At 70.1% G+C, this 19,218-nt stretch carries 18 protein-coding genes and 1 pseudogene; 12 read left to right on the forward strand and 7 right to left on the reverse strand.

The genetic code is table 11. The features are described 5' to 3' along the window. The first annotated feature begins 39 nt into the window (after positions 1-39). The 3 genes from QWU11_RS44575 to QWU11_RS44585 all read left to right on the forward strand — a co-directional run bounded on the left by QWU11_RS44575 (position 40) and on the right by QWU11_RS44585 (position 3,327). Complete coding sequence (locus tag QWU11_RS44575; RefSeq protein ID WP_290120663.1) at positions 40-1,314, forward strand: S8 family serine peptidase; 1,275 nt, start codon at positions 40-42, stop codon at positions 1,312-1,314. 74 nt (positions 1,315-1,388) lie between these two features. After that, positions 1,389-1,796, forward strand: a complete 408-nt coding sequence (locus QWU11_RS44580) for a hypothetical protein (RefSeq protein WP_290120664.1) — start codon at positions 1,389-1,391, stop codon at positions 1,794-1,796. A gap of 4 nt (positions 1,797-1,800) precedes the next feature. Continuing rightward, complete coding sequence (locus tag QWU11_RS44585) at positions 1,801-3,327, forward strand: hypothetical protein (RefSeq protein WP_290120665.1); 1,527 nt, start codon at positions 1,801-1,803, stop codon at positions 3,325-3,327. Between the two features lie 34 nt (positions 3,328-3,361). Here QWU11_RS44585 and QWU11_RS44590 read toward each other — a convergent pair whose 3' ends face one another. Then, positions 3,362-3,979 carry a DUF4291 domain-containing protein gene (locus QWU11_RS44590; protein WP_290120666.1) on the reverse strand — a complete coding sequence of 206 codons (618 nt, stop codon included), beginning with the start codon at positions 3,977-3,979 and terminating at the stop codon, positions 3,362-3,364. A 110-nt stretch (positions 3,980-4,089) separates the two neighbouring features. On the opposite strand from QWU11_RS44590, the gene QWU11_RS44595 reads away from it, so the two are divergent. Both QWU11_RS44595 and QWU11_RS44600 read left to right on the forward strand, forming a co-directional pair. Next, positions 4,090-4,497 (forward strand): hypothetical protein, encoded by a 408-nt coding sequence (locus QWU11_RS44595; protein ID WP_290120667.1) that lies wholly within the window; start codon positions 4,090-4,092, stop codon positions 4,495-4,497. 143 nt (positions 4,498-4,640) lie between these two features. Beyond that, entirely contained in the window at positions 4,641-6,572 is a 1,932-nt protein-coding gene (locus QWU11_RS44600; RefSeq protein WP_290120668.1) for a hypothetical protein, read from the forward strand. Between the two features lie 477 nt (positions 6,573-7,049). Here the strand turns inward: QWU11_RS44600 and QWU11_RS44605 are convergent, their stop codons facing one another. Further along, positions 7,050-7,466, reverse strand: a complete 417-nt coding sequence (locus QWU11_RS44605; protein ID WP_290120669.1) for a hypothetical protein — start codon at positions 7,464-7,466, stop codon at positions 7,050-7,052. A gap of 122 nt (positions 7,467-7,588) precedes the next feature. Then, positions 7,589-8,317 (reverse strand): hypothetical protein, encoded by a 729-nt coding sequence (locus QWU11_RS44610; protein WP_290120670.1) that lies wholly within the window; start codon positions 8,315-8,317, stop codon positions 7,589-7,591. A 66-nt stretch (positions 8,318-8,383) separates the two neighbouring features. Between QWU11_RS44610 and QWU11_RS44615 the strand changes: the two genes are divergently transcribed. The 3 genes and pseudogenes from QWU11_RS44615 to QWU11_RS44625 all read left to right on the forward strand — a co-directional run. Beyond that, complete coding sequence (locus QWU11_RS44615; protein ID WP_290120671.1) at positions 8,384-11,263, forward strand: ATP-binding protein; 2,880 nt, start codon at positions 8,384-8,386, stop codon at positions 11,261-11,263. 615 nt (positions 11,264-11,878) lie between these two features. Then, positions 11,879-12,307, forward strand: coding sequence for a thermonuclease family protein (locus QWU11_RS44620; RefSeq protein WP_290120672.1), 429 nt, complete (start codon positions 11,879-11,881; stop codon positions 12,305-12,307). Positions 12,308-12,675: 368 nt separating this feature from the next. Then, positions 12,676-12,852, forward strand: a pseudogene (locus tag QWU11_RS44625) (UTRA domain-containing protein); the annotation flags it as partial. A gap of 45 nt (positions 12,853-12,897) precedes the next feature. Here the strand turns inward: QWU11_RS44625 and QWU11_RS44630 are convergent. From QWU11_RS44630 to QWU11_RS44640, 3 genes are all read right to left on the reverse strand, one after another. Beyond that, positions 12,898-13,401 (reverse strand): hypothetical protein, encoded by a 504-nt coding sequence (locus tag QWU11_RS44630; protein ID WP_290120701.1) that lies wholly within the window; start codon positions 13,399-13,401, stop codon positions 12,898-12,900. A gap of 687 nt (positions 13,402-14,088) precedes the next feature. Further along, a complete protein-coding gene (locus tag QWU11_RS44635; protein ID WP_290120673.1) occupies positions 14,089-14,451 on the reverse strand; it encodes a DsrE family protein in 363 nt (120 codons plus the stop codon). Between the two features lie 10 nt (positions 14,452-14,461). Then, positions 14,462-15,115 carry a GIDE domain-containing protein gene (locus tag QWU11_RS44640; protein WP_290120674.1) on the reverse strand — a complete coding sequence of 218 codons (654 nt, stop codon included), beginning with the start codon at positions 15,113-15,115 and terminating at the stop codon, positions 14,462-14,464. Positions 15,116-15,237: 122 nt separating this feature from the next. Here QWU11_RS44640 and QWU11_RS44645 point away from each other — a divergent pair, with 122 nt between their 5' ends. The 4 genes from QWU11_RS44645 to QWU11_RS44660 all read left to right on the forward strand — a co-directional run bounded on the left by QWU11_RS44645 (position 15,238) and on the right by QWU11_RS44660 (position 18,698). Further along, positions 15,238-15,723 (forward strand): FABP family protein, encoded by a 486-nt coding sequence (locus QWU11_RS44645; protein ID WP_290120675.1) that lies wholly within the window; start codon positions 15,238-15,240, stop codon positions 15,721-15,723. 1,019 nt (positions 15,724-16,742) lie between these two features. After that, entirely contained in the window at positions 16,743-17,156 is a 414-nt protein-coding gene (locus QWU11_RS44650) for a Fur family transcriptional regulator (protein WP_290120676.1), read from the forward strand. 10 nt (positions 17,157-17,166) lie between these two features. Beyond that, positions 17,167-18,129 (forward strand): glycine cleavage T C-terminal barrel domain-containing protein, encoded by a 963-nt coding sequence (locus QWU11_RS44655; RefSeq protein WP_290120677.1) that lies wholly within the window; start codon positions 17,167-17,169, stop codon positions 18,127-18,129. Positions 18,130-18,308: 179 nt separating this feature from the next. Continuing rightward, positions 18,309-18,698, forward strand: a complete 390-nt coding sequence (locus QWU11_RS44660; RefSeq protein ID WP_290120678.1) for a hypothetical protein — start codon at positions 18,309-18,311, stop codon at positions 18,696-18,698. Positions 18,699-18,701: 3 nt separating this feature from the next. On the opposite strand, the gene dtd is transcribed toward QWU11_RS44660, so the two are convergent. Continuing rightward, a complete protein-coding gene (gene dtd / locus QWU11_RS44665; RefSeq protein WP_290120679.1) occupies positions 18,702-19,133 on the reverse strand; it encodes a D-aminoacyl-tRNA deacylase in 432 nt (143 codons plus the stop codon). Between the last annotated feature and the right edge of the window lie 85 nt (positions 19,134-19,218).

Consider the following 19,218-nt stretch of genomic DNA (forward strand, 5'->3'; position numbering starts at 1 on the left):
CGACGATCTAAGGTACCGGCGTTGCGTTCGATGAGGTGTATGGCCGCCGCTGCGGCGGCGCTCGGCCTGACGATGCTTTCGGTCACGCCGGCCGGTGCCCTGCCCCGTCCGCGGGCGGACGAATGGTGGTTCGCCCCGTGGGCCGTGAAGGACATCTGGAAGACCACCCGCGGTGCCGGAGTGACCGTGGCCGTCATGGACTCCGGCGTCAACGCCCGCCTTCCCGAACTCTCCGGAGCGGTCCTGCGAGGCGGGGACGTGACGGGCGAGGACACGGACGGCCGTACGGACTTCGACAAGAAGAATGACGGGCACGGCACGGCCATGTCCGTCGTGATCGCCGGCCGGGGCGGCGGGACCACCGGCTTCGCCGGGATCGCGCCGGAGGCGAAGATCCTGCCGATCCGGACCACGCACACCGGGGGAGTCATCAACTCCCCGCAGGTGATCGCCGACGGCATCCGCTACGCCGCCGACCACGGCGCCAAGGTGGTCAACATCTCGCTCTCGGTCGACGCGAGCCGGGAGACCGACCAGTGCCCGGCACAGGTGGAGACCGCCATCGCGCAGGCGATCCAGCACGACGTGGTCATCGTGGCGGCGGCCGGCGACGAGGGGGACAAGGCCAACCTCCCGCAGTACCCGGCGTCGTGCGCGGGTGTGCTCGCGGTCGGCGCGATCGACAAGTACGCCCAGCCCTGGAAGGGCAGCGAGCGTCAGGACTACGTGACGATCGCGGCCCCCGGCGTCGACGTCGGCTGGGTCGGCCAGAGCGGGAAGTACTACCCGAAGACCTGGGGGAACAGCGCGTCGGCGGCACTGATCTCCGGTGGCGTCGCGCTGATCCGCGCGGCCAACCCGCAGATGCCGGCCCGTGAGGTCGTCCAGCGGCTCACCGCGACCGCCAAGGACGTCGGCGAGCCCGGCCGGGACAGCGTGACCGGCTACGGGGTGGCCCGGATCTACCACGCGATGATGAAGAACACCTATCCGGTGGCGGCGAACGCGCCTAACCCGGTGTTCGAACGCTTCGACCGCCTGCACGGCGGGCGGTCGGCGCCGCCCGTGACGGCGCCGCCGGCCGGGAAGAAGAAGTCGGCGGACTGGGCGACGCCCGTCATCGGCGTCATCCTGATCGTCGCCGTGTTCGCGGTCGCCGTGTTCGCCGGGCTCCGCAGGCGGCGCACGTTGAACGAGGCGTCCAGGTCGCCGGGCCCCGAACCGAACCGTCGCTTCGATCCGGCCGGTTCGCCGAAGCCGGGAGGCAGGCCGGATTTCCTGCCTCCGGAAGACATGGACGAACGCAGCCGATGAAGATCCGCAGATGTTGAACCGTGGTCATCCCTCTCTCGTCCAAGTGGGGGATCGAGTCGTAGAGGTGAGGCGCAGTGTCACGTATCGATGATGAAGGCCCGAAGTACCCGTGGGGCAACGACGAGTGGCCGGGGATGAAGCCCGACACCGGTCAGAGCGGTGCCGACTGGGGAAAGCAGGTCATCTATGACGACACGAAGCTCGAAGGCGTCCTGAGCAACCTTCGCAGCGCGCACGATGCCCTTGTCAAGGCGGCCGAGCACCTGCCCAAGGACATCAACCCGGCCGAGTTCGGGCCGCCCACCGGTCAGCGCCTCGCGTCGGACAGCAAGCAGGCCAGCGACCACCTGCAGACCGGCTTCACCGCCTTCCTCAGCGCCTGGGGCGACCTGATCACGAAGGTCGAAGGCACCAAGGCGAAGCACTACAGCAGCGAGGACGCCAACAAGCAGCGCGTCGCGCAGAACAACGACTGGAAGTGACCCGATGACCGACAAGCCGAATCTCCCCGGCTACAACGTCAGTGACATCACTCAGGTCGAAACCGGCGGCGGGGAGCACAAGTACGAGTCGTACTGGGCGTATCTCAAGTCGCAGAACGCCCCGGTCGACGATCCCAACATGCACAACGCCGAGCAGATCACCGCCTGGGCCAAGGCCGCGAACCCGGGGAACGTCTCCAAGCACGGCCAGGCCTTTCTCGACTTCCATGACGCTCTCACCAAGCTGAACTTCAGCGCGAAGAGCAACCTCGACCTGCCCGGGCTGCTGTTCGAGATCGGGAAGGAACTGCACGAGGGCTGGCATGGCGGGGCGACGGCCGCGCCGGAGGCACAGCGTCAGCTCACACTGCTGTACCAGTCCGCCAAAGACCTGATGGACACCTCCACGCAAGCCGGATACACCCTGAAGGGGCACGGCGACAACGCCCTGCCGGCGTTCAAGAAGAACTTCGAGAGCGGCGACAACGGCCTGGACAGCCAGACCGCCGTCTACATGGACACCACGTGGAAGCAGGAGAACTACGACAAGTACCCCGCGCTGCAGGGCGCGGGTCACACCAAGCAGGACGAGCTCGACCTCGGCCGGGCGTCGATGCAGGCGCAGACGGCCTTCCGCGACGACTGGGCGCGCAAGAAGCTCGTGGCGCACAACACGGACGTCGCGACGTCCTACGACAGCCTGCCGTACATGCTGAACCTGTCGTTCCCGCCCGGGACGAACGTCCCCCCGCCTCCGCCGGTGGACACGGGCCACCACGGGGACCCCTCGAACAACGGCAACGGGAACGGTAACGGCGGGCACAACAAGGTGCCCGGTTACAACGGCAGCAGCGGCAGCGGAAGCATTCCGCACGTGCCGAGCGCGTCGAACCTGGCCGCGTCCGGCAACCCGGGCTCCGGGACCAACCTTTCCGGGATCGGCAACCCCGGTTCCGGGACCAACCTTTCCGGGGTCGGCAACCCGGGTTCTGGGACCGATCTGTCCGGCGTCGGCAACAGTGGGCTCGGCAACGGTGGCCTCGGGAACGGTGGCACCAGCCTCAACCCCGGTGGTCTCGGCGGCGGCACGAGCCTCGGCAGTGGCGGCACCCCGCTGCCCGGTACCGGCACCGGCACCGGCCTTGGCACGAGCCCCGTGGGGCTGGGGTCGGGCAGCGGCTTCCCGAGCAGCTACTCGCCCGTCGGCCTCGGCGGAGGTGGCGGAGGCGGTGGCGGCCTCGGCGGCGGCGACCCGCTGGGACTCAAGTCGCCCGGTGCGGGCAGCGTCCAGGAGGCGGGCGGCACGATCGGTTCGGCCGGGACGGTGAACGGCGCCGCGGCGGCCGCCGAAGAGGCCGCGGCGGCGGGCGCCGCCAACGCGGCCCGCGGCTCCGGGATGATGCCGATGATGCCGCCGATGATGGGCGGTCAGGGGCAGAACGGCGACGGTCGCGAACGAGCGACCTGGCTGACCGAGGACGAGAACATCTGGGCCGCGGACGACGACGTGGCGCCGCCGCTCATCGGCTGACGGTGTTCGGTTTCGGCCGGCCCCGCTGGAGTTCTCAGCGGGGCCGGCCTGTTTCGTTCTCCGCGGCGGCAGTACGGAGGCGCGCGGGCTCGGGCAGCGGGTACGGGCGTTCGTCGGGGAGCACCTCGCGGGCCGCGTCGAGTTCGCCGGCGGCGACCAGCCGCCGGATGTCTCCAGCCGTGTCAGTGACCTCGGTGATGCCGCGGATCCAGTCCTCGACGTAACGGCTCACGGCCTCGCCGGACAGGCCCACCTGGATCGCGCGGTACGGCAGCGGCTCCAGCCTGATCGACCGCTCGGGGTCCCACTGCACGCGCACCGGGCTCATCCTCTGCTCGGCCTTCCACGCGTCGGCGCTCTCGTGGGCGTGGCGGTCGTAGTGGCTGAGACTGGCGTTGGCGAGCGCCCACTCGAACCCCGTACGCGTCATCTCGACCGCGAGGATGCGCTCCTGGCCCGGCTTGGTGGCCCATCCTGAGCGGTACATCATCCACAGGAAGCTCGGCTTGATCCAGGTCATCCGGCCGCGCTTGAACGGGGCCACGAAGGTGCCGGCCGCGAGAGCGGCGTCCGCGATCGGAGACGGGTACGCCTGGTAGACGACGATCGTCTCGGCGGAGAATTTCGCTCTTACGTGGCGATCAGCGGGCATTCGGGCATCTTACAAAAGGCCGGTGCGAGCGATGGGCGCGCCGAATGCACGAGATGCCCGAGACAGCGTACGATGCGCGGCGTAAGGGGCGATCAGGGGAACCGGGAGCAGTGAGGCAGATGCCCGAGGCGTACGTCCACACCGCTTATTACGCGCCGATCAGGCTCATCATCTACCTGGTCGTTTTCGGAGTCGTCGCGATCGTCGGCGCGATCGCGCGCAGGACCCGGCGAAAGAACATGGGCCAGTACGGCCGGCCGCCGGCTCAGAACTGGCAGCAGCCGATGCCGCCGCCCGGCTCGCCGTACGGCGCGTGGGGCAACCAGCAGCAGGGCTACGGCCCACCGGGTCCGCCCGGTCCGCCCGGTCCGCCTCCGCAGGGCCAGCCGCCGTACGGTGGGCAGCAGCCGTACGGCGGCCAGCAGGGGCCGCCGCCCCAAGGATGGGGTCCGGCTCCGCCGCCTCAGGGCTACGGTCCGCCGCCCCAGCCGCAGGGTCAGCAACAACCACCCTGGTGAGGTTTTTGTCATCATCTGTCGCCTGATGTCCGGTTATGCCACTCCTGGTCGCTCGACAACCCCTCTAGTCGGTTGAAACCGCACCCCTCTTCACGCGAAGCTTTCTACTCTGTGCCCCTAGAGAAGCCGAAGAAGCCCGGGACGTGGTCGATGTGACAGCCCGCGAAGCGCGGTTACTGCAACCAGGCCGCGTCTACGTCGGGTGGCGTTATGCCCAGGTCCATGACGATCCCGGCCCTCCACCGAAACGCCCGACGCCGCCCGAGTCGGAAAAGGTCGACCGGGAGTGGCTGGAGTCGCAGCGGCAGAAGGAGAACCTCTTCAACCGGCCGTTGAAGATGATGGGCGTCGCCACCGGCGTGGGCGCGCTTCTGTTCATCCTCGCCGGGCTGACCGGCACCCTCCCGTGGGCGTTCGCGATCGCGGGTCTGGTGGCATGCGCGGCGATCGCGGGGATCACCGGCTACTCAATGTGGCAGAGCGAAAAGGTGCTGCGGGCACGGATGGCCGAGGAGACCGAGCGGTTCGAGCGCCGCGAGGAGGAACGCCGCCGCCGGCTCGAGGCCGCCCATGCCGCGCACGCCCGCGCGTACCAGGAGTGGCAGCACCGCCGCGAGGCGTTCGAGTCGCAGCACGAGTGGTACGCCGTGACGCTTCCGGAGGGCGTCGCACGGGTCGACGTGGCCGGGGGCACGCTCGCGGGCTGGTCGGCGGCGGTCACGATGATGGGCGCTGCGCGACTGGCCGCCGGCTCCCAGGTGACCGTGCTGGACCTGTCGGAGGGCGCGGTCGCGAAAGAACTCGTCGAGCTCGGCAACGACCAGGGCGAGCGGCCGCTCGTCTGGGTGCTCCCCGGCGACCTGCCGCAGCTCGACCTCACCCACGGACTGGGCCCCGAGGAGCTCGCGGACGTGCTCTCCCTGGTGGTCAGCGTGAGCGAGGAGCAGTCGAGCACCCGGGATCTGTCCTTCGACAACGCCATCCTCGAACGTGTCCTCGGCGTCTTCGGCGGACGCGCCGCGATCCCGCGCATCACCGCCGCGCTGCGCGCCCTGGCCCAGGTGGGCGACCCGCGCGACGACCTGCGGAGCGGCCTGATCACGGACGAGGAGCTCGCCAAGATCACCACGATGTTCGGCCGGGGCGCCGCCGACCGGGTCGTCATCGAACGGGCGTGGGCGCTGGAGTCGCAGCTGCGCAAACTGGAGAAGCTCGGCTCGAACCCGACACTGCTCCCGCCGAGCCGGCTGCGGGTCATCACGACCGACCGCCGCGCCGGCGTGCTGACCAACCGCGTGCTCGGCACGTACGTCGCCGCGGCGCTGACACACGTGCTCCGCGCCACGAAGAGCGGCACCCCGTGGGCGCACACGCTGATGGTGTGCGGCGCGGAGAAGCTGCGCGGCGATGTCCTGGACCGTCTGATCGATTCGTGCGAGGCGACGTCGACGGGCCTGGTCCTGATGTACCGCTCCATCCCGCCGCACGTGAAGGAGAGACTGGGCCGAGGCCACGCGGCGGTGGGCTTCATGCGTCTGGGCAACGCCGAGGACGCGCGCGTGGCGGCGGAACAGATCGGTGCGGAGCAGTTGCTGGAGGTCGCGGAACTCACGGACAAACTGGGAGACGCGGTAGCGGACCCGGAGAACGGCACGTACATCAGCACGGTGGGCCGCTCGGTCCCGTCGGTGTACGACGGCGCCGGCACGTCGGAGGACGCCTTGCCGGACGGCATCGGCCGCGCGACCGCATGGGGCCAGAGCACGTCGATGGCCGCGGACGCGGGCAAGGGCTCGCGCGAGCTGGCGGTAGAGCCACAGGAACTACAGCAACTCCCTCCAACGGCGATGATCTTCACCCATGCCGAGCCGTCGGGCCGACGCATCGTGCTGGTGGACGCGAACCCGGGCATCATGACGCTGCCGACGGCCAACATCCAGGAGTACGAGGAGGCCACAGGCCCAACCCGCGCCCGCCACGCCAAGCCGGACATCACCCCACAGGACGGCTCCCGCTCGGCCCCGAACCTGGGCCCCCCACCCGAACGCCTCGACTTCCGCAAGAAAAAGCGCTGAGACTTTAAGTCCGAAGACGCCAACACCCGCGTCCGCCAACACCCGCGCCCGCGAGCGGTTGCGCTCGTGCACGTTGGGTTCCGCGTCGGCAGGTGCCAACGCTCGCGTCCGTAAGCGCCAACGCGGGCGCTCGCCTGCGCCTGCGCTCGTGCGAGTTGAGACCCGCGCTGGTAAGTGTCAACGCTCGTGCCCACGAGCGGAGCAGCCGCGCTCGTGCGCGTTGAGACTCGCGCTAGTAAGCGTTAACGCTCGCTCGTCCTCGCGCCTGCCAACGCCCGCGAGCGGCTGCGCTTGTGAGCGTTGCTGTGGGATCAGTCGTTGGTGGTGCGGGACGTCCTCCGGGACCCGCGGCCTGAGACGCCTCAGTACCCCTGCCACGGATCCACACTCGCCAGAATGTTGGCGACAACTCCGCAGCGCGATGGTGAAGGCGGGATGCCCGCCGGAAGCGCATCCCGGCGAGCACCGACGCGATGATCAGGTTTCGGGCACCGGCAGGCGCGAGAGGACCTGGTGCAGTAGCTTCTCCTGATCGGTCAGCATCTGCCCGTGTCCGGTCAGCATCCGCGTGTGTTCGGCCATGGTCCGCCCGTGCTCCGCGAGCGTCTGCCCGTGCTCGGTCAGGACCACGCCGTGGTCGACCTGCGTCTGGCGGATCGTGGTCACCTCCAGGACCAGTCCACCGGTGGCCTCGCCCTGTCTGCGGAGGGTGGAGTTCTGGTCGGACTGCACGCGGCCGAACGCGTTGAGAAGCCGCATCTGCTGCTCGAAGGCGATCCGGATGTCCGCCGTCTCCTTCTCGAGGGCCGCGAACCGCTCGGCCATCCGCTGCTGAGCCTGTTCTCGCTCGACCGCGGTCACGCGACGCTCGAGCTCGGCGATATCACTGCTCATCGAAGGATCCTTCCGGTTCGGGGGGAGTCGGCGAACGGCCCGAAGACCGCCACCAGCACAGAACCTAGCCCGCCTAAACCACTGATCGCAATCAGGCGGCTACAGAAAGTTAAAGAGGGGGTTCAGTGCAGCCGGCCCAGCAACGTGACCGCCGTCGAGACCGCCTGCCGCTTCGCGTCCGGATAGGGCAGCCGCGTACCGACCAGCTTCTGATCCCCCCGTACGCGAGCCGGATAGTCCGCGCCGCGCCACTTCACGGTCAGTACGACGTTGCGCCGGCGGACCTCCACCTCGGCACCCCCCATGTCGTAGGAGGTACGCCCGGAAACGACGAGGTTGGACGACTGTGCCGCGAAGGCCTCGTCGCCGAGCCCGGACAGCCGTTCGGGGTCGTGCTCGAAGCCACCGTTGCGAACCGGGTCGGAGGTGTAGGCGAGGTCGTCGGCGAACTCCTTCGCGGCCCGGACCGTACCCGACGCCCCCTGCGCGGACGACGACAGCCGGAACGCCACCTCGAACGAGCGCGACTTCTCCGGCCGCAGCAGCTCCCACGTGCACGAGTCCCGGCCGGGCCGCGGCGTCACCGTACGGACGTCGGCGGGCAGCGGTGCCGCGCACGGGTCCGGCACCGCGGCGTAGTCGCTCGGCGACGTGCCCGCCTTGGCCGGAGACGGGCCGTCCCCGCCGGACCGTAGCAGCGCGAGTCCGCCCACCAGGAGGAGCAGGACCGCGCTCACGGCGACGACGATCCAGGTCAGCCGGTCCGGCCCCTCGGGAACGTCGGGCGCGGGCGGCTCAGGAGGGGCCGGTTCCTCGGGCGGAAGGAACTGCGGCCTGTCCCGATCGGACACGATGTCTCCTCCACAATGGGCGTCCCCCTCTGGCATGAAAGGGCGCGGCCCTGTAATCCTGCATGGGTGGCAGGGGTTGCTGGGGGACTTCAGGGGCCGTGGTACCGAATTCAGGCGATCCTTTCACCGGCCCGCAGTTCCTCGGCCGAGTGGGACTTCGTCACGGTCCTGCCCGCGGTGCTGTCGGCGGCGCAGGGCGGCCGGTCGTTCGTCGTCGGCTGGATGTCGCGCGGCGGAGGCGCGCCGCTCGAGCTCATCACCAACGCCGGGCCGCTCACGCCGTCGAACGATCGCCAGCAGGGGCTGCTGTTCCCCAACGGCGCCCGCGGTGTCGAGATCGGGGACGGCTGGCTGGCCGACGCCGCCGCGATGACCTGGAGCCGCTGCCCCGCCCGGCTCGCGCCGCCGCTCATGTCCACGAGGAACGACACCGGGCCCAGCCTGTTCGAGTCGACGCTCGTCACGCTCATGGGCCGCCCGTTCGGCTGGCTCGTCATCGCCGAGCAGTGCGGCGAGCAGGTGCTGAAGGCCGAGGTCACCGACCTGCAGTACGAGCTGCAGGTGCAGCGCCGCGGTGACGACGAGCTCGCCGTCGAACGCCTCGAACGCCGCATGGCCGAGCTCGACGCCTTCCAGGAGGCCGGCCTGTGGCGCGTACGCGTGCTGGCCGGCGCGGCGTCCGCCCAGGATCTCGACCAGATCGCGCCCGTCCTCGTCGGGTCGGTCGAGATGAGCCACCACCCGTACCGCCTGCGTTCGGGACAGCGGTCCGTACGGTTCCATGAGGCGGTCCACGTCGACACCCAGGACCAGGACCTGAAGTCCCCGTTCATCGCGACCGCCGGGGCCCTGGCCGCGCTCGCCGGGCTGCCACGCCGCGAGGTCCCGGGCCTGCGCGTGCTCGACGCCGGCTACTTCGACGTGACCTCCGAGGTGGGCGGGCCCGAGAGCGGGGAGAGCATCGCACTCGGTGAGGTGCTCGACGGGCAGGACCGCCAGGTCGGTACGTTCACGGTGCCGCTGCAGACGCTCAACCGGCACGTTTTCGTCACCGGGTCGACCGGCGCGGGCAAGTCCCAGACCGTACGCCACCTGCTCGAACAGCTGACCAAGGCGCGCATCCCGTGGCTCGCCATCGAGCCGGCCAAGTCGGAGTACGCCGCGATGGCGGGCCGGATCGACGCACCCGTAACCGTCATCAACCCCTCCGACCCGGCCGCCGTCCCCGTATCGGTCAATCCGCTCGCACCCGAGCCGGGCTATCCCGTACAGGCCCATATCGACATGGTGCGGGCACTGTTCCAGGCGGCGTTCGACGCCGAGGAGCCGTTCCCGCAGATCATGTCGCAGGCGCTGCAGCGTGTGTACGAGGCCAACGGCTGGGACGTCGTCACCGGCCGCGGCCGGCCCGGCTCGGCCATCGAGCCCGCCGTACCCACGCTCGAACAGCTCCAGAAGGCCGCGCTCCAGGTGATCAGCGACGTGGGCTACGGCAACGAGCTGATGGCCGACGTGAAGGGCTTCGTCGACGTACGCCTGCGGTCGCTGCGCATCGGCTCGGCCGGCCGGTTCTTCGAGGGCGGGCACCCGGCCGACATGGAGGGCCTGCTGAGCCGCAACGTCGTACTCGCGATCGAGGACGTCGCCAACGACGAGGACAAGGCGTTCCTCATGGGCACCCTGATCATCCGCATCGTCGAGCACCTGCGGCTGCGCGCCCGCCGCTCCGGCACCGGTACGCGCGGCCTGGAGCACGTGATCGTCATCGAGGAGGCGCACCGCCTGCTGCGCAACCGCGGTGAAGAACGTGCCAGCGCGCACGCCGTGGAGCTGTTCGCCGGAATGCTCGCGGAGATCCGCGCGTACGGCGAGGGCATCGTCGTGGCCGAGCAGATCCCGACCAAGCTCGTCCCGGACGTGGTCAAGAACACCGCGCTCAAGGTCGTACACCGGCTGCCCGCGTACGACGACCGGCGGCTCGTCGGCGCCGCGATGAACCTCGACGAGGACCAGTCCCGCGAGGTGGTGTCGCTGCCACCGGGCGCGGCGGCGGTGTTCGCCGACGGAATGGACCGCCCGCTGCGCGTACGTGTGCCACTGGGCCGCGACCGCGAGCACGTGCTGCCCGGACCGGTCCCCCCCATCGACGGCCGCCGCTCCGCCGCGTGCGGGGAGTCGTGCCGGGACGGGAGGGCGTGCTCGCTGTACGAGCTGCGCGAGGCCGACCTGAACGCGTCGGCGGCGCCGTGGGCGTGGCTGCGGGTGTGGGCGGACACTCTCGTTCTCGCACACCTGGTCGACCGCCCGATGCCCCGCGTCCCGGACGAACTCGCCGAAGACTGGACATCCCAGTCCGCCCGCCTGCGCGAGTGCATGCTCGCGACCGTGCTGGACGGCGCCATCGGCCGCCGCTCGGCCGCCCTGCGGGCCGCGTACGCGCCGGAGGACCTCACGGTGAGCGTCGCGACCGCGGCCGGGCAGCTGCTGGCCGACCCCAGACGTCCTGCGGACCCGCTCCCCGGCGCGGCGTGGATGATCCCGCAACTGCGCTGGCTGCACGAGATGAGCCGGCTGTTCCCTCCGGGCGAGGGCGTTCCGGACAAACGCGACCCGGTGCCGCCGATGGACCATGAACTGCCGGGCCTGAAGGAGCCGGCCGAGCCGCTGTTCGGCCATCGCGTACGGGCGCTGCGCCGCCATCCGCTGTCGATGGAGCTGTTGTCCAACCGCCCGATCGTACGAGTGGCCGTTCTGGGCGACGACGACTACGCGGGCGTGGAGGCCGACCTGGCCGTACTCGGAATCGGCGTGGACCCGGCCGACCGCTTGACGCACGTCGCCGAACGGATGCGGGTGCGGTGGCTGGAGGACGTACTCGACTGGCCGCGCCGCTTCACCGCAGCCTTCGAGGACCCCGGGGGAGCGCTGCCGTTCTTCGACCGGTGACGTTCTGTCAGTGATGTGGTGCAGGGTGTTGCCATGTGGTGGAGATGGCCGGCCGTCGTGCTGCTCGTGGTCAGCGGATGGGTCTTCGGATGTTCTGAGACCCGCCGCCGATGGACGCTCGGCGTGGCGCTGACCCGATTAGGCTCGGCGATCGGCGGGGGTGGCAAGGGGCGAGCCGAGACGTACGCGCGCGGCCTGTTGACGGCCGTGGGCTGCGGGCTGCTCGCGGTGTTCCTGAGCCTGCTGCCCCAGTGGTCGCCGGGCGCGGGTCGGTATCGGTGGGCGGGGGCTGCGGTCTCGCTTGAGCCGATCCCAGTGCCGGGCTTGCCTCTGTGGCCGCCGCGGTCCGGCGGGGGCTTGCGTCCGCAGCCGCCGGGCGCCGGCCGGCTCGGACGGACACCGGAGTCCGGGCGGCTCCGCCGGGCGTCCGAGGCCGGAGGTCTTCGGTGGGCGTCGGAGGTGGGGCGGTTCCGCCAGGCGCTGGCGACCGGGCGTTTTCGGCCGGCGTTAGGGGCCGGGCGTTTTCGGTGGGCGCCGGAGGCCGAGTGGTCCCGGTCGTCATCGCACGGCCGGGTCGTTCCGCCGTGTCGGGGCCCGTGCGTTAGGGCCGTCGTGATGCGGGTGGTCGATGGCGACACACTCGTCCTGCGCGGGCTGGGCCGAGTCCGGCTCATCGGCCTGGACGCACCGGAGACGTGGCTGAGGCACGACTGCCTCGGCCCGGAGGCCACCCACGCCCTTAACCGGCTGACCCCACCTGGCACACCGGTATATACGGCCGGAGACAGCGAGCCGTACGACCGCTACGGCCGGAGGCTGCTCTACCTCTGGACGCCGGGCGGTGCGTTCGTGAACACCGAACTCGTCCGAGCCGGCCTCGCCCGAGCCCTGCCCATATCGCCCGACACCACCCACGCGGCGATCGTCCACGCCGCCGAACAAGCCGCCCAGCGTGCGGAAACCGGCATCTGGCACCCCAACCTGCCCGGCTGCACCCGCACCCAACACCCATCCGGACGGAGGTTGGCCCCGGGCTCGGCATAGGAAGTGGATCCCTGCGGCACGGCGTGGGAGGCGGGTCTTCGGCTCGGCGTAGGAGGTAGCGAGCCCTCCTACCGCGCCCACCTGTAACAGCCTTCGGTGCGGTGCGGTGCGGTGCGGTGCGGTGCGGTGCGGTGCGGTGCGGTGCGGTGCGGGTGCGGCTCGGGTTGACCGGGCTTCACCCACCGCACGACGTACCTCTGCCTTCTGCACGGCCTATGTCCGTGCAGCGCGTCCGGCCGCGTCCAGGACGCATTCGTCCATCCCGACGCCCATCCTTGACCTCGTACGAGCCGCTGGAGGTCATCCAAGGCACTCCGGTGATGCTGCCCGAGCGCCGGCTGCTGGCCGGCTGTGGCGTGACGGAGCGGATGGCGAGCATCGAGCAGCGCGTGCAGATGGCCACCGAGGTGGTGACGGCCCGGCCGGTGACGCAGGCTGAGGCGGATCCGCTCGCCGTCGACGCGGGCACGATCGTCATGGTCATCCAGCGCACGTACTGGACGTCCGAGCCCCCAGTCGAGATCGCGGACATCATCATCCCCGTCGATCGGTACGAACTGCTCTACGTGATCCCGGTCGAGGGCGAGTGGCTACCCGCTGCAGCCGCCCTTCTGCTTCAGGTCGCTCACCATCTTTTCGACCGTTTTGGTGCGGAAGTCGTGCATCGCCTCGTCGGTCGGCACGTACCGCCAGTGCCCGGCCTCATAGACAAACCGGTACGTGAGCACGACGATGGCCCGGGTCACGCGCACATGCGCCTCGTGGTCGCTGTCCATGCGGACCTTCTCGATCTCGAAGCGGATGCCCGCGCCGGCGTCGGGGCAGAGCTTGTGCGCGCGGAGGTAGTCGGCCCGGCTGATCGCGCGCTTCGCCGCGGCGTAGTACAGGTCCCAGGCGCCGCCGTAGTCACCGCTGGAGTAGCTGTCGAACTCCTCGGTTGCCGCGGGGCGTACGGCGGCCTCGGTGCGGGGCTCGCTGGCGGCGGCCGGCGTGGTCGTTGGCGTGGCGCCGGGCGGCGCGGCGGCGGTGTTGCCCGCCGACGAGCAGGAGGTGAGGGCGAACGCGGCGGCGATGAGGCTGATGGCGATGCGCATGGTGGTGTGACGTGGCCGTCACACTCAGGGGTGACCGCTGGGCGTGGCCGGATGCGGCGTCAGCGAGGTCGTAACGTCGACCGGTGTGGCCGTCGACCGGCGCCGGGAAGCCGAGGCGCTTCGCCATATGGCCATAAGTGATCGCGAAGGCGGCCGGGGCCGACCGTGCTTCACTCACCGCACGGCGTGCCCTTGGCCTTTGTCCTCTGTACGGCCCTGTCGGTGCCGTGCGTCCAGGAAGCGTTCGCCCACATCTACATAGCGTGCACCTACACAACCCGTGTCCGCGCGACGAGCCTCACGCGACGCGCGCGTCTTGGCAGTGCACGTCTATACGACGGACGCTGGTGCGCCGGTCGGGGCGTGGCCGGTCGGATGTGGACGCACGTGTGGTGGTAGGACGCCTGCGGTTTGGAGCGTGGGGTGCGGCACCGCCGGAGGAGGGCTGTATGGCTGCGCGCCATGGAGACGCTTGGCATGCGGGCTGGCGTCGTGGTCGGGCAGCCTGGGCGCGAGATCTGGTTGAGGCGGCGCCGCCCGCCTCCACGAACCAGGCAAGGGGCGTGAGACCCGGGGCGGGACTAGGGCGGCTGCGTCATCCGCGCTGCGGCGCCTCAGGGGCCTGGCTCGAAGTCTCCGTTCGTGGCGAGCGCCGCGCAGTAGGACAGCGGGACTTCGAGACAGGTCCTAGTAGACGAGGGCCTGGACGCCTTCGGTGGTGATCTCCTCGACGAAGGTCGGAGCGCCGGCGATGCGGATGCCCGGTAGGACCTCATCGTCGGTGATGTCCCGGCGGGCCGCGCACTGGGTGCAGACCGTGACCTTGGCCGAAGACAGGACGATGCCGAGCAGATCCTCAAGCGGCGTCGCGTGCGGGAGCGTGAACTCCTTCGCGCGGCCGGGGAGGGCGAACCAAGACGACTCACCGGTCAGCCAGAGGGACACCTCTACGCCGCTCGCCACCGCCGCAGCCGCGACCGTGAAGGCCTGGTTGCACCGTTCGGGCGACTCTGCGCCCGCCGTCACCTTGATCACGAGTGATCGTGTCATATCCGGCACACTAGTCCTGTACGCCGACGGCTTGCACGGCCGGTGTGCGGGACACGATGAACGGCTGCATCGTGGGCTTGCCGATCACCAGGTCACCGAGTTCCGTGCGGGTCTGACCGACCACGTACAGCGGATCGTCGGCGGTCACGACATGCTCTTCGACGATGAAGCCCAGGGTGCGCTCGCGATGCCGGGGGCGAAGGCGTCCGCCGAGCATCGCGGCCAGGCGGATTGCCAGCGGGCCGGACGGGCTGTCCTCGAAGGCGCTGAAGGCCGGCTCTCCGAGCTCGAACTTCGCGCCCCGCGCGTCGACGCGTACGGCGACGGTTTCGCCCGTGACGTACAGCGGGCCGCTCAGCTGCTCGGCCGCCTTGGTGTTCCGGACCACCTTCGTCGGCCCGAGCGGGCCCGGCCGCCAGGCGTGGTACTGCTCGAAGACGGTCAGGGCGTACCAGACACAGGATCGGCCCGAGAAGGGCGCGACGATGAGCCCGGCCGGACCCGCGGTGGCGCGTCCGCTGACTTCACGTAGGCCCGTGGTGGCGTCCGTGACGGGTTCGGCCTTGTGGATGGCCCGTCGCCGTCGTGCCGTGCCGACCCTCTTCGACACCGCCCCGGCGCCCGCCTCTACACCGGCGGCCAGCAAAGTCATCAGCGCGTACACCCGCGTCCTCCTTGACCCTAGGAAGATCAGACGTGGCGGCGGCCCCATCGGTTCACCCTTAACGCCCTTGATCACAAGCGCGATCAGGCTATCGCGACGAAACCCGACTACGCTGGCCATACATGGAGCCTGAGCTGCATCCCGACCTTGAGCCGCTGAAATTCCTCCTCGGAGACTGGGAGGGTGCCGGCGTCGGCGGTTACCCGACCATCGAGAGCTTCCGCTTCGGGCAGGAGATCTCGTTCAGCCACATCGGCAAGCCGTACCTCATCTACACCAGCCGTACGTGGCGCCTCGACGACGAGGGCAACCTCGGCCTGCCGCTGGCCCGCGAGAGCGGCTACTGGCGCCCTTCGGCGGAAGGCCGGGTCGAGCTCGTGCTCGCGCACCCGACCGGGATCGCCGAGATCTACATCGGCGAGGTGACCGGCACCCGTGTCGAGCTGCAGAGCGACGTCGTCGCGCGTACGGAGACGGCCAAGGAGTACACCGCGGGACGCCGCCTGTACGGCCTGATCGGCGAGGACCTCGGCTACGCGTACGACATGGCCGCCGAGGGCCAGGGCCTGCAATCGCATCTGTCCGCACAACTGAAGCGCGTGGCCTAGTACACCCCCTGAAGACACTCGCCGGGCCGGTTCACAGACGGTGGACGGCCCGCGCGGGGAAGACTTTCTCGAAGTGGCCGATGCCTCTGAGCCGCGGATTCGAGGCGGAGGCTCGCCGAGACGTACGGCATCGGGACGATACGGCCGTACGGGCGGCGCGCCTCGACGGGGTCATCGCGACGGCGCGGTTGAGGCACGTACGCGACCGGCCCGGCGGTCGCGGAGTCCTGAGTCCTGCACCGCGTACGCGGCCGGCTCGGCCGGCCCCGCCGGCAGACCGACCCCCAGAAGGATGGGGTGGCCGACGAGGGCGACGACCTGAGACGCCTGGGTAGGGACGGCGGGACTCGATACGGGGCCTGGCGCCGACGATGTCCCGGCCGGTGCGGGAGATCATGAAGGGGGCTTCGGGCGGTTGCGGAAAACGGGCTCCGCGTCGGCGAAGACACCGGAGATCCGAGGCCTGGACGTGGGGCGACCCTGGGTGTGAGACACCCCAGCGTGAGAGGACTCCGGGTGCGAGAGGACCGCGGGGGTGAAAAGGCCCCGGATGTGAGAACACCCCGGCGTGGGACGACCTCGGGCGTCAGGCAATCCCCGGCGTGAGACGACCCGCTCGGCATGAGGTACCCCGGCATGAGGCGACTCCCGTGTGAGACGTCCCCTGGGCATAAGACGACCCCCGGGCTGTTCCTGCCGTGGCAGGGGCCGACAGGACTGGGTCGGCCGGCCCGGGGGTCGGGTGTCTGCCTGGTACTCGCCGGTCGCGTCCTCGACCGGTTGCCTACCCTCGTAAGAAAAAGGAGGCGAAGGCGGGACGGCGACTAGCGGACAGCCACCTCACGAGTCCTCGTACTATGCATACTTCAGGACCACCTCCTTTCGCGCGTAACCCGCACGTTAGATCAGCTCGCGCGACGAGGCAAGTAACTTTTTCCGGACCGGCCGCAGGCCGGGCGTGAACCAGCGGCCCGCAAGACGTCCCCCAGGCCACCGGGCAGCGGCATAAAATCGGTCCCGTGACGGAACCCTGGCATGAGGAGCTGCGGGCGCGGGGCTACCGCGTGACACCCCAGCGGCAGCTCGTGCTGGAGGCGGTGACCGCGCTGCGTCACGCGACCCCCGAGGAGATCTGCGCCGAGGTTCAGCGGACCGCTCGCGGTGTCAACATCTCCACCATCTACCGCACCCTCGAGCTGCTCGAACAGCTCGACATGGTCAAGCACACCCATCTCGGTCACAAGCCGCCGACGTACCATCTCGCCGCCGAGGCCGAGCACGTGCATCTGGTCTGCCGGGTCTGCGGCGAGGTGTACGACGTCAGCCCGGACGTCGCGGACGGCCTCGTCAGCGCTCTCGAACGTGACCACGGCTTCGAGACCGACGTGCAGCACCTCACCGTCTACGGACGTTGCCGGAACTGCCGGAAGTAGTCTTGCGGGTATGGACAGCCCGCTGCTCAGCACCCCCGGTGCCGTACCCGCCGATTCGCCCGACGCCGAGGTCGCGGCGCACTACGGCGAACCCTCCGCCGAGCAGCGCGCGCTCGCCGAAGGCAGTGCGGTGGTCGACCGGAGCAACCGCGGGGTCGTACGCGTCGGCGGCGCCGACCGGCTGCGGTTCCTGCACAGTCTCACCAGCCAGCATCTGGAGGGGCTGATGCCGAAGACCCCCGCCGAGGCCCTGCTGCTCAGCCCCAACGGCCACGTCGAGCACCACCTCAGCCTGGTCGACGACGGCGAGGCCGTCTGGGCGCACGTCGAGCCCGGCAAGGCGCAGGAACTGGCCGAGTTCCTCGACCGCATGCGTTTCCTCCTGCGCGTCGAGGTCACCGACGAGTCCGAGTCGTACGCCGTCGTGACCCTCAGCGGCGCCGAGGCCCCCGAGGGCGCGCTCGTGACGACCGACGGGCTGATCGTGGCGCGCAAGGAGCTCGAGCGCGACTGGAACGCCCGCCTCGCCGGGCTCTGGGCGTACGAGGCGCTGCGCATCGCGGCGCACCGGCCGCGGCTCGGGCTGGACACCGACCACCGGACCATCCCGCACGAGGCCGGCTGGATCGACGTCGCCGTCCACCTCGACAAGGGCTGTTACCGCGGCCAGGAGACGGTCGCCCGCGTGCAGAACCTCGGCCGTCCGCCGCGGCGGCTCGTCTTCCTCCACCTCGACGGCAGTGTCGACCATCTGCCCGCGCACGGCGACCCCATCGAGCTCGGCGGCCGTACGGTCGGGTTCGTCGGCTCGGCCGCCCGCCACTACGAGCTCGGGCCGATCGGGCTCGGGATGATCAAACGCAATACGCCGGTCGAGGAGGCCCTTCTGGCGGGTGGGGTGGCCGCGTCTCAGGAGGTCATCGTGTCCCCGGATACCGGATCTACCGTCAAGATCGACCTACGTCGCCGATAATGCGATAAAGCGTCAGGCAAACAAGATCATAACGGGCGGCGCACATGGGAAGGTTCTCTCCGTCGGATGGTGCACCCGAGGGAGCACCAGGTACCTCGGCGAGGAAAGGGAACATGGGGCGACGGCGGCGTCGGTGGAGGGAGCCCGTCTACATCTGGTGGGGTGCCATCGCCGTGTTAATGATCGCGGCGGTGTTCTTCGGCGCCTGGCGGCTGGCGCTGCTCGGGGTGGCGGCATGGTGCCTGTACGAGTTCTCGCTCAACCCGACGGTGTGCCGGGTCATGACGCGGCAGGGGTTCGCCTGCCACGAGCCCGTACGCGGCCGGCTGTTCGCCTGCTCGGCGGCGCACCAGAGGGTCAAGAACGACGCCGTGTGGCGTTCGTTCGGCCTGCCGAACCCCTTCAGCCGTGCCACGTCCCATGATCCGAACCGCGACACCGGGGTGGTCGTCTACTCGCCCGCCGTACGCGCGCGGCTGGCGCAGAACGACCGGATCGTGCTGACGGTGGCCGGGGTGGCCAGCGTGCTGGCGATCCTCGTCGCCGTAGTGGGGATCGTCGGCTCCTGACCCTCACACGTCGACGATCAGGGTGATGGGGCCGTCGTTGACGAGTGAGACCTTCATGTCGGCGCCGAACCGGCCCGTCTCGACCTTGGCGCCCAGGCGCCGCAGGGCCGCGACGACCTCCTCGACGAGCGGCTCGGCGACCGGACCGGGCGCGGCGGCGATCCAGGACGGCCGCCGGCCCTTGCGGGTGTCGCCGTACAGCGTGAACTGGCTGATCACCAGGAGGGGCGCGCCGAGGTCGGAGCAGGACGCCTCGGTCGCGCCCTCGAACACGCGCAGCCCCCAGAGCTTGGCGGCCAGCCGGGCCGCCTTCTCGGGGGTGTCGTCGTGGGTCACCCCCACGAGGGCCAGCAGGCCCGGCTCGGAGATCGCGCCCACGACCTGACCGTCGACGGAGACGCTCGCCTGGCTCACCCGCTGGACCACTGCTCGCACGAGACCGCATTCTGCCGTATCGGCCGCCGCGTCCGCTCGCCGCGATATTTACGAAGATCTTATCGCCAAACAGGTCATTCGCTTG

It is taken from the genome of Actinomadura sp. DC4 (genome assembly GCF_030406325.1).
Classification (GTDB): domain Bacteria; phylum Actinomycetota; class Actinomycetes; order Streptosporangiales; family Streptosporangiaceae; genus Actinoallomurus.

What these genes read in the sequence shown, in the direction of transcription:
- QWU11_RS44635 (WP_290120673.1), bottom strand. Translation starts at nt 14,451, where the DNA reads ATGACACGATCACTCGTGATCAAGGTGACGGCGGGCGCAGAGTCGCCC.
- QWU11_RS44660 (WP_290120678.1), top strand. Translation starts at nt 18,309, where the DNA reads ATGATCGCGGCGGTGTTCTTCGGCGCCTGGCGGCTGGCGCTGCTCGGG.
- QWU11_RS44645 (WP_290120675.1), top strand. Translation starts at nt 15,238, where the DNA reads ATGGAGCCTGAGCTGCATCCCGACCTTGAGCCGCTGAAATTCCTCCTC.
- QWU11_RS44605 (WP_290120669.1), bottom strand. Translation starts at nt 7,466, where the DNA reads ATGAGCAGTGATATCGCCGAGCTCGAGCGTCGCGTGACCGCGGTCGAG.
- QWU11_RS44655 (WP_290120677.1), top strand. Translation starts at nt 17,167, where the DNA reads ATGGACAGCCCGCTGCTCAGCACCCCCGGTGCCGTACCCGCCGATTCG.
- QWU11_RS44575 (WP_290120663.1), top strand. Translation starts at nt 40, where the DNA reads ATGGCCGCCGCTGCGGCGGCGCTCGGCCTGACGATGCTTTCGGTCACG.
- QWU11_RS44620 (WP_290120672.1), top strand. Translation starts at nt 11,879, where the DNA reads ATGCGGGTGGTCGATGGCGACACACTCGTCCTGCGCGGGCTGGGCCGA.
- QWU11_RS44590 (WP_290120666.1), bottom strand. Translation starts at nt 3,979, where the DNA reads ATGCCCGCTGATCGCCACGTAAGAGCGAAATTCTCCGCCGAGACGATC.
- QWU11_RS44630 (WP_290120701.1), bottom strand. Translation starts at nt 13,401, where the DNA reads ATGCGCATCGCCATCAGCCTCATCGCCGCCGCGTTCGCCCTCACCTCC.
- QWU11_RS44585 (WP_290120665.1), top strand. Translation starts at nt 1,801, where the DNA reads ATGACCGACAAGCCGAATCTCCCCGGCTACAACGTCAGTGACATCACT.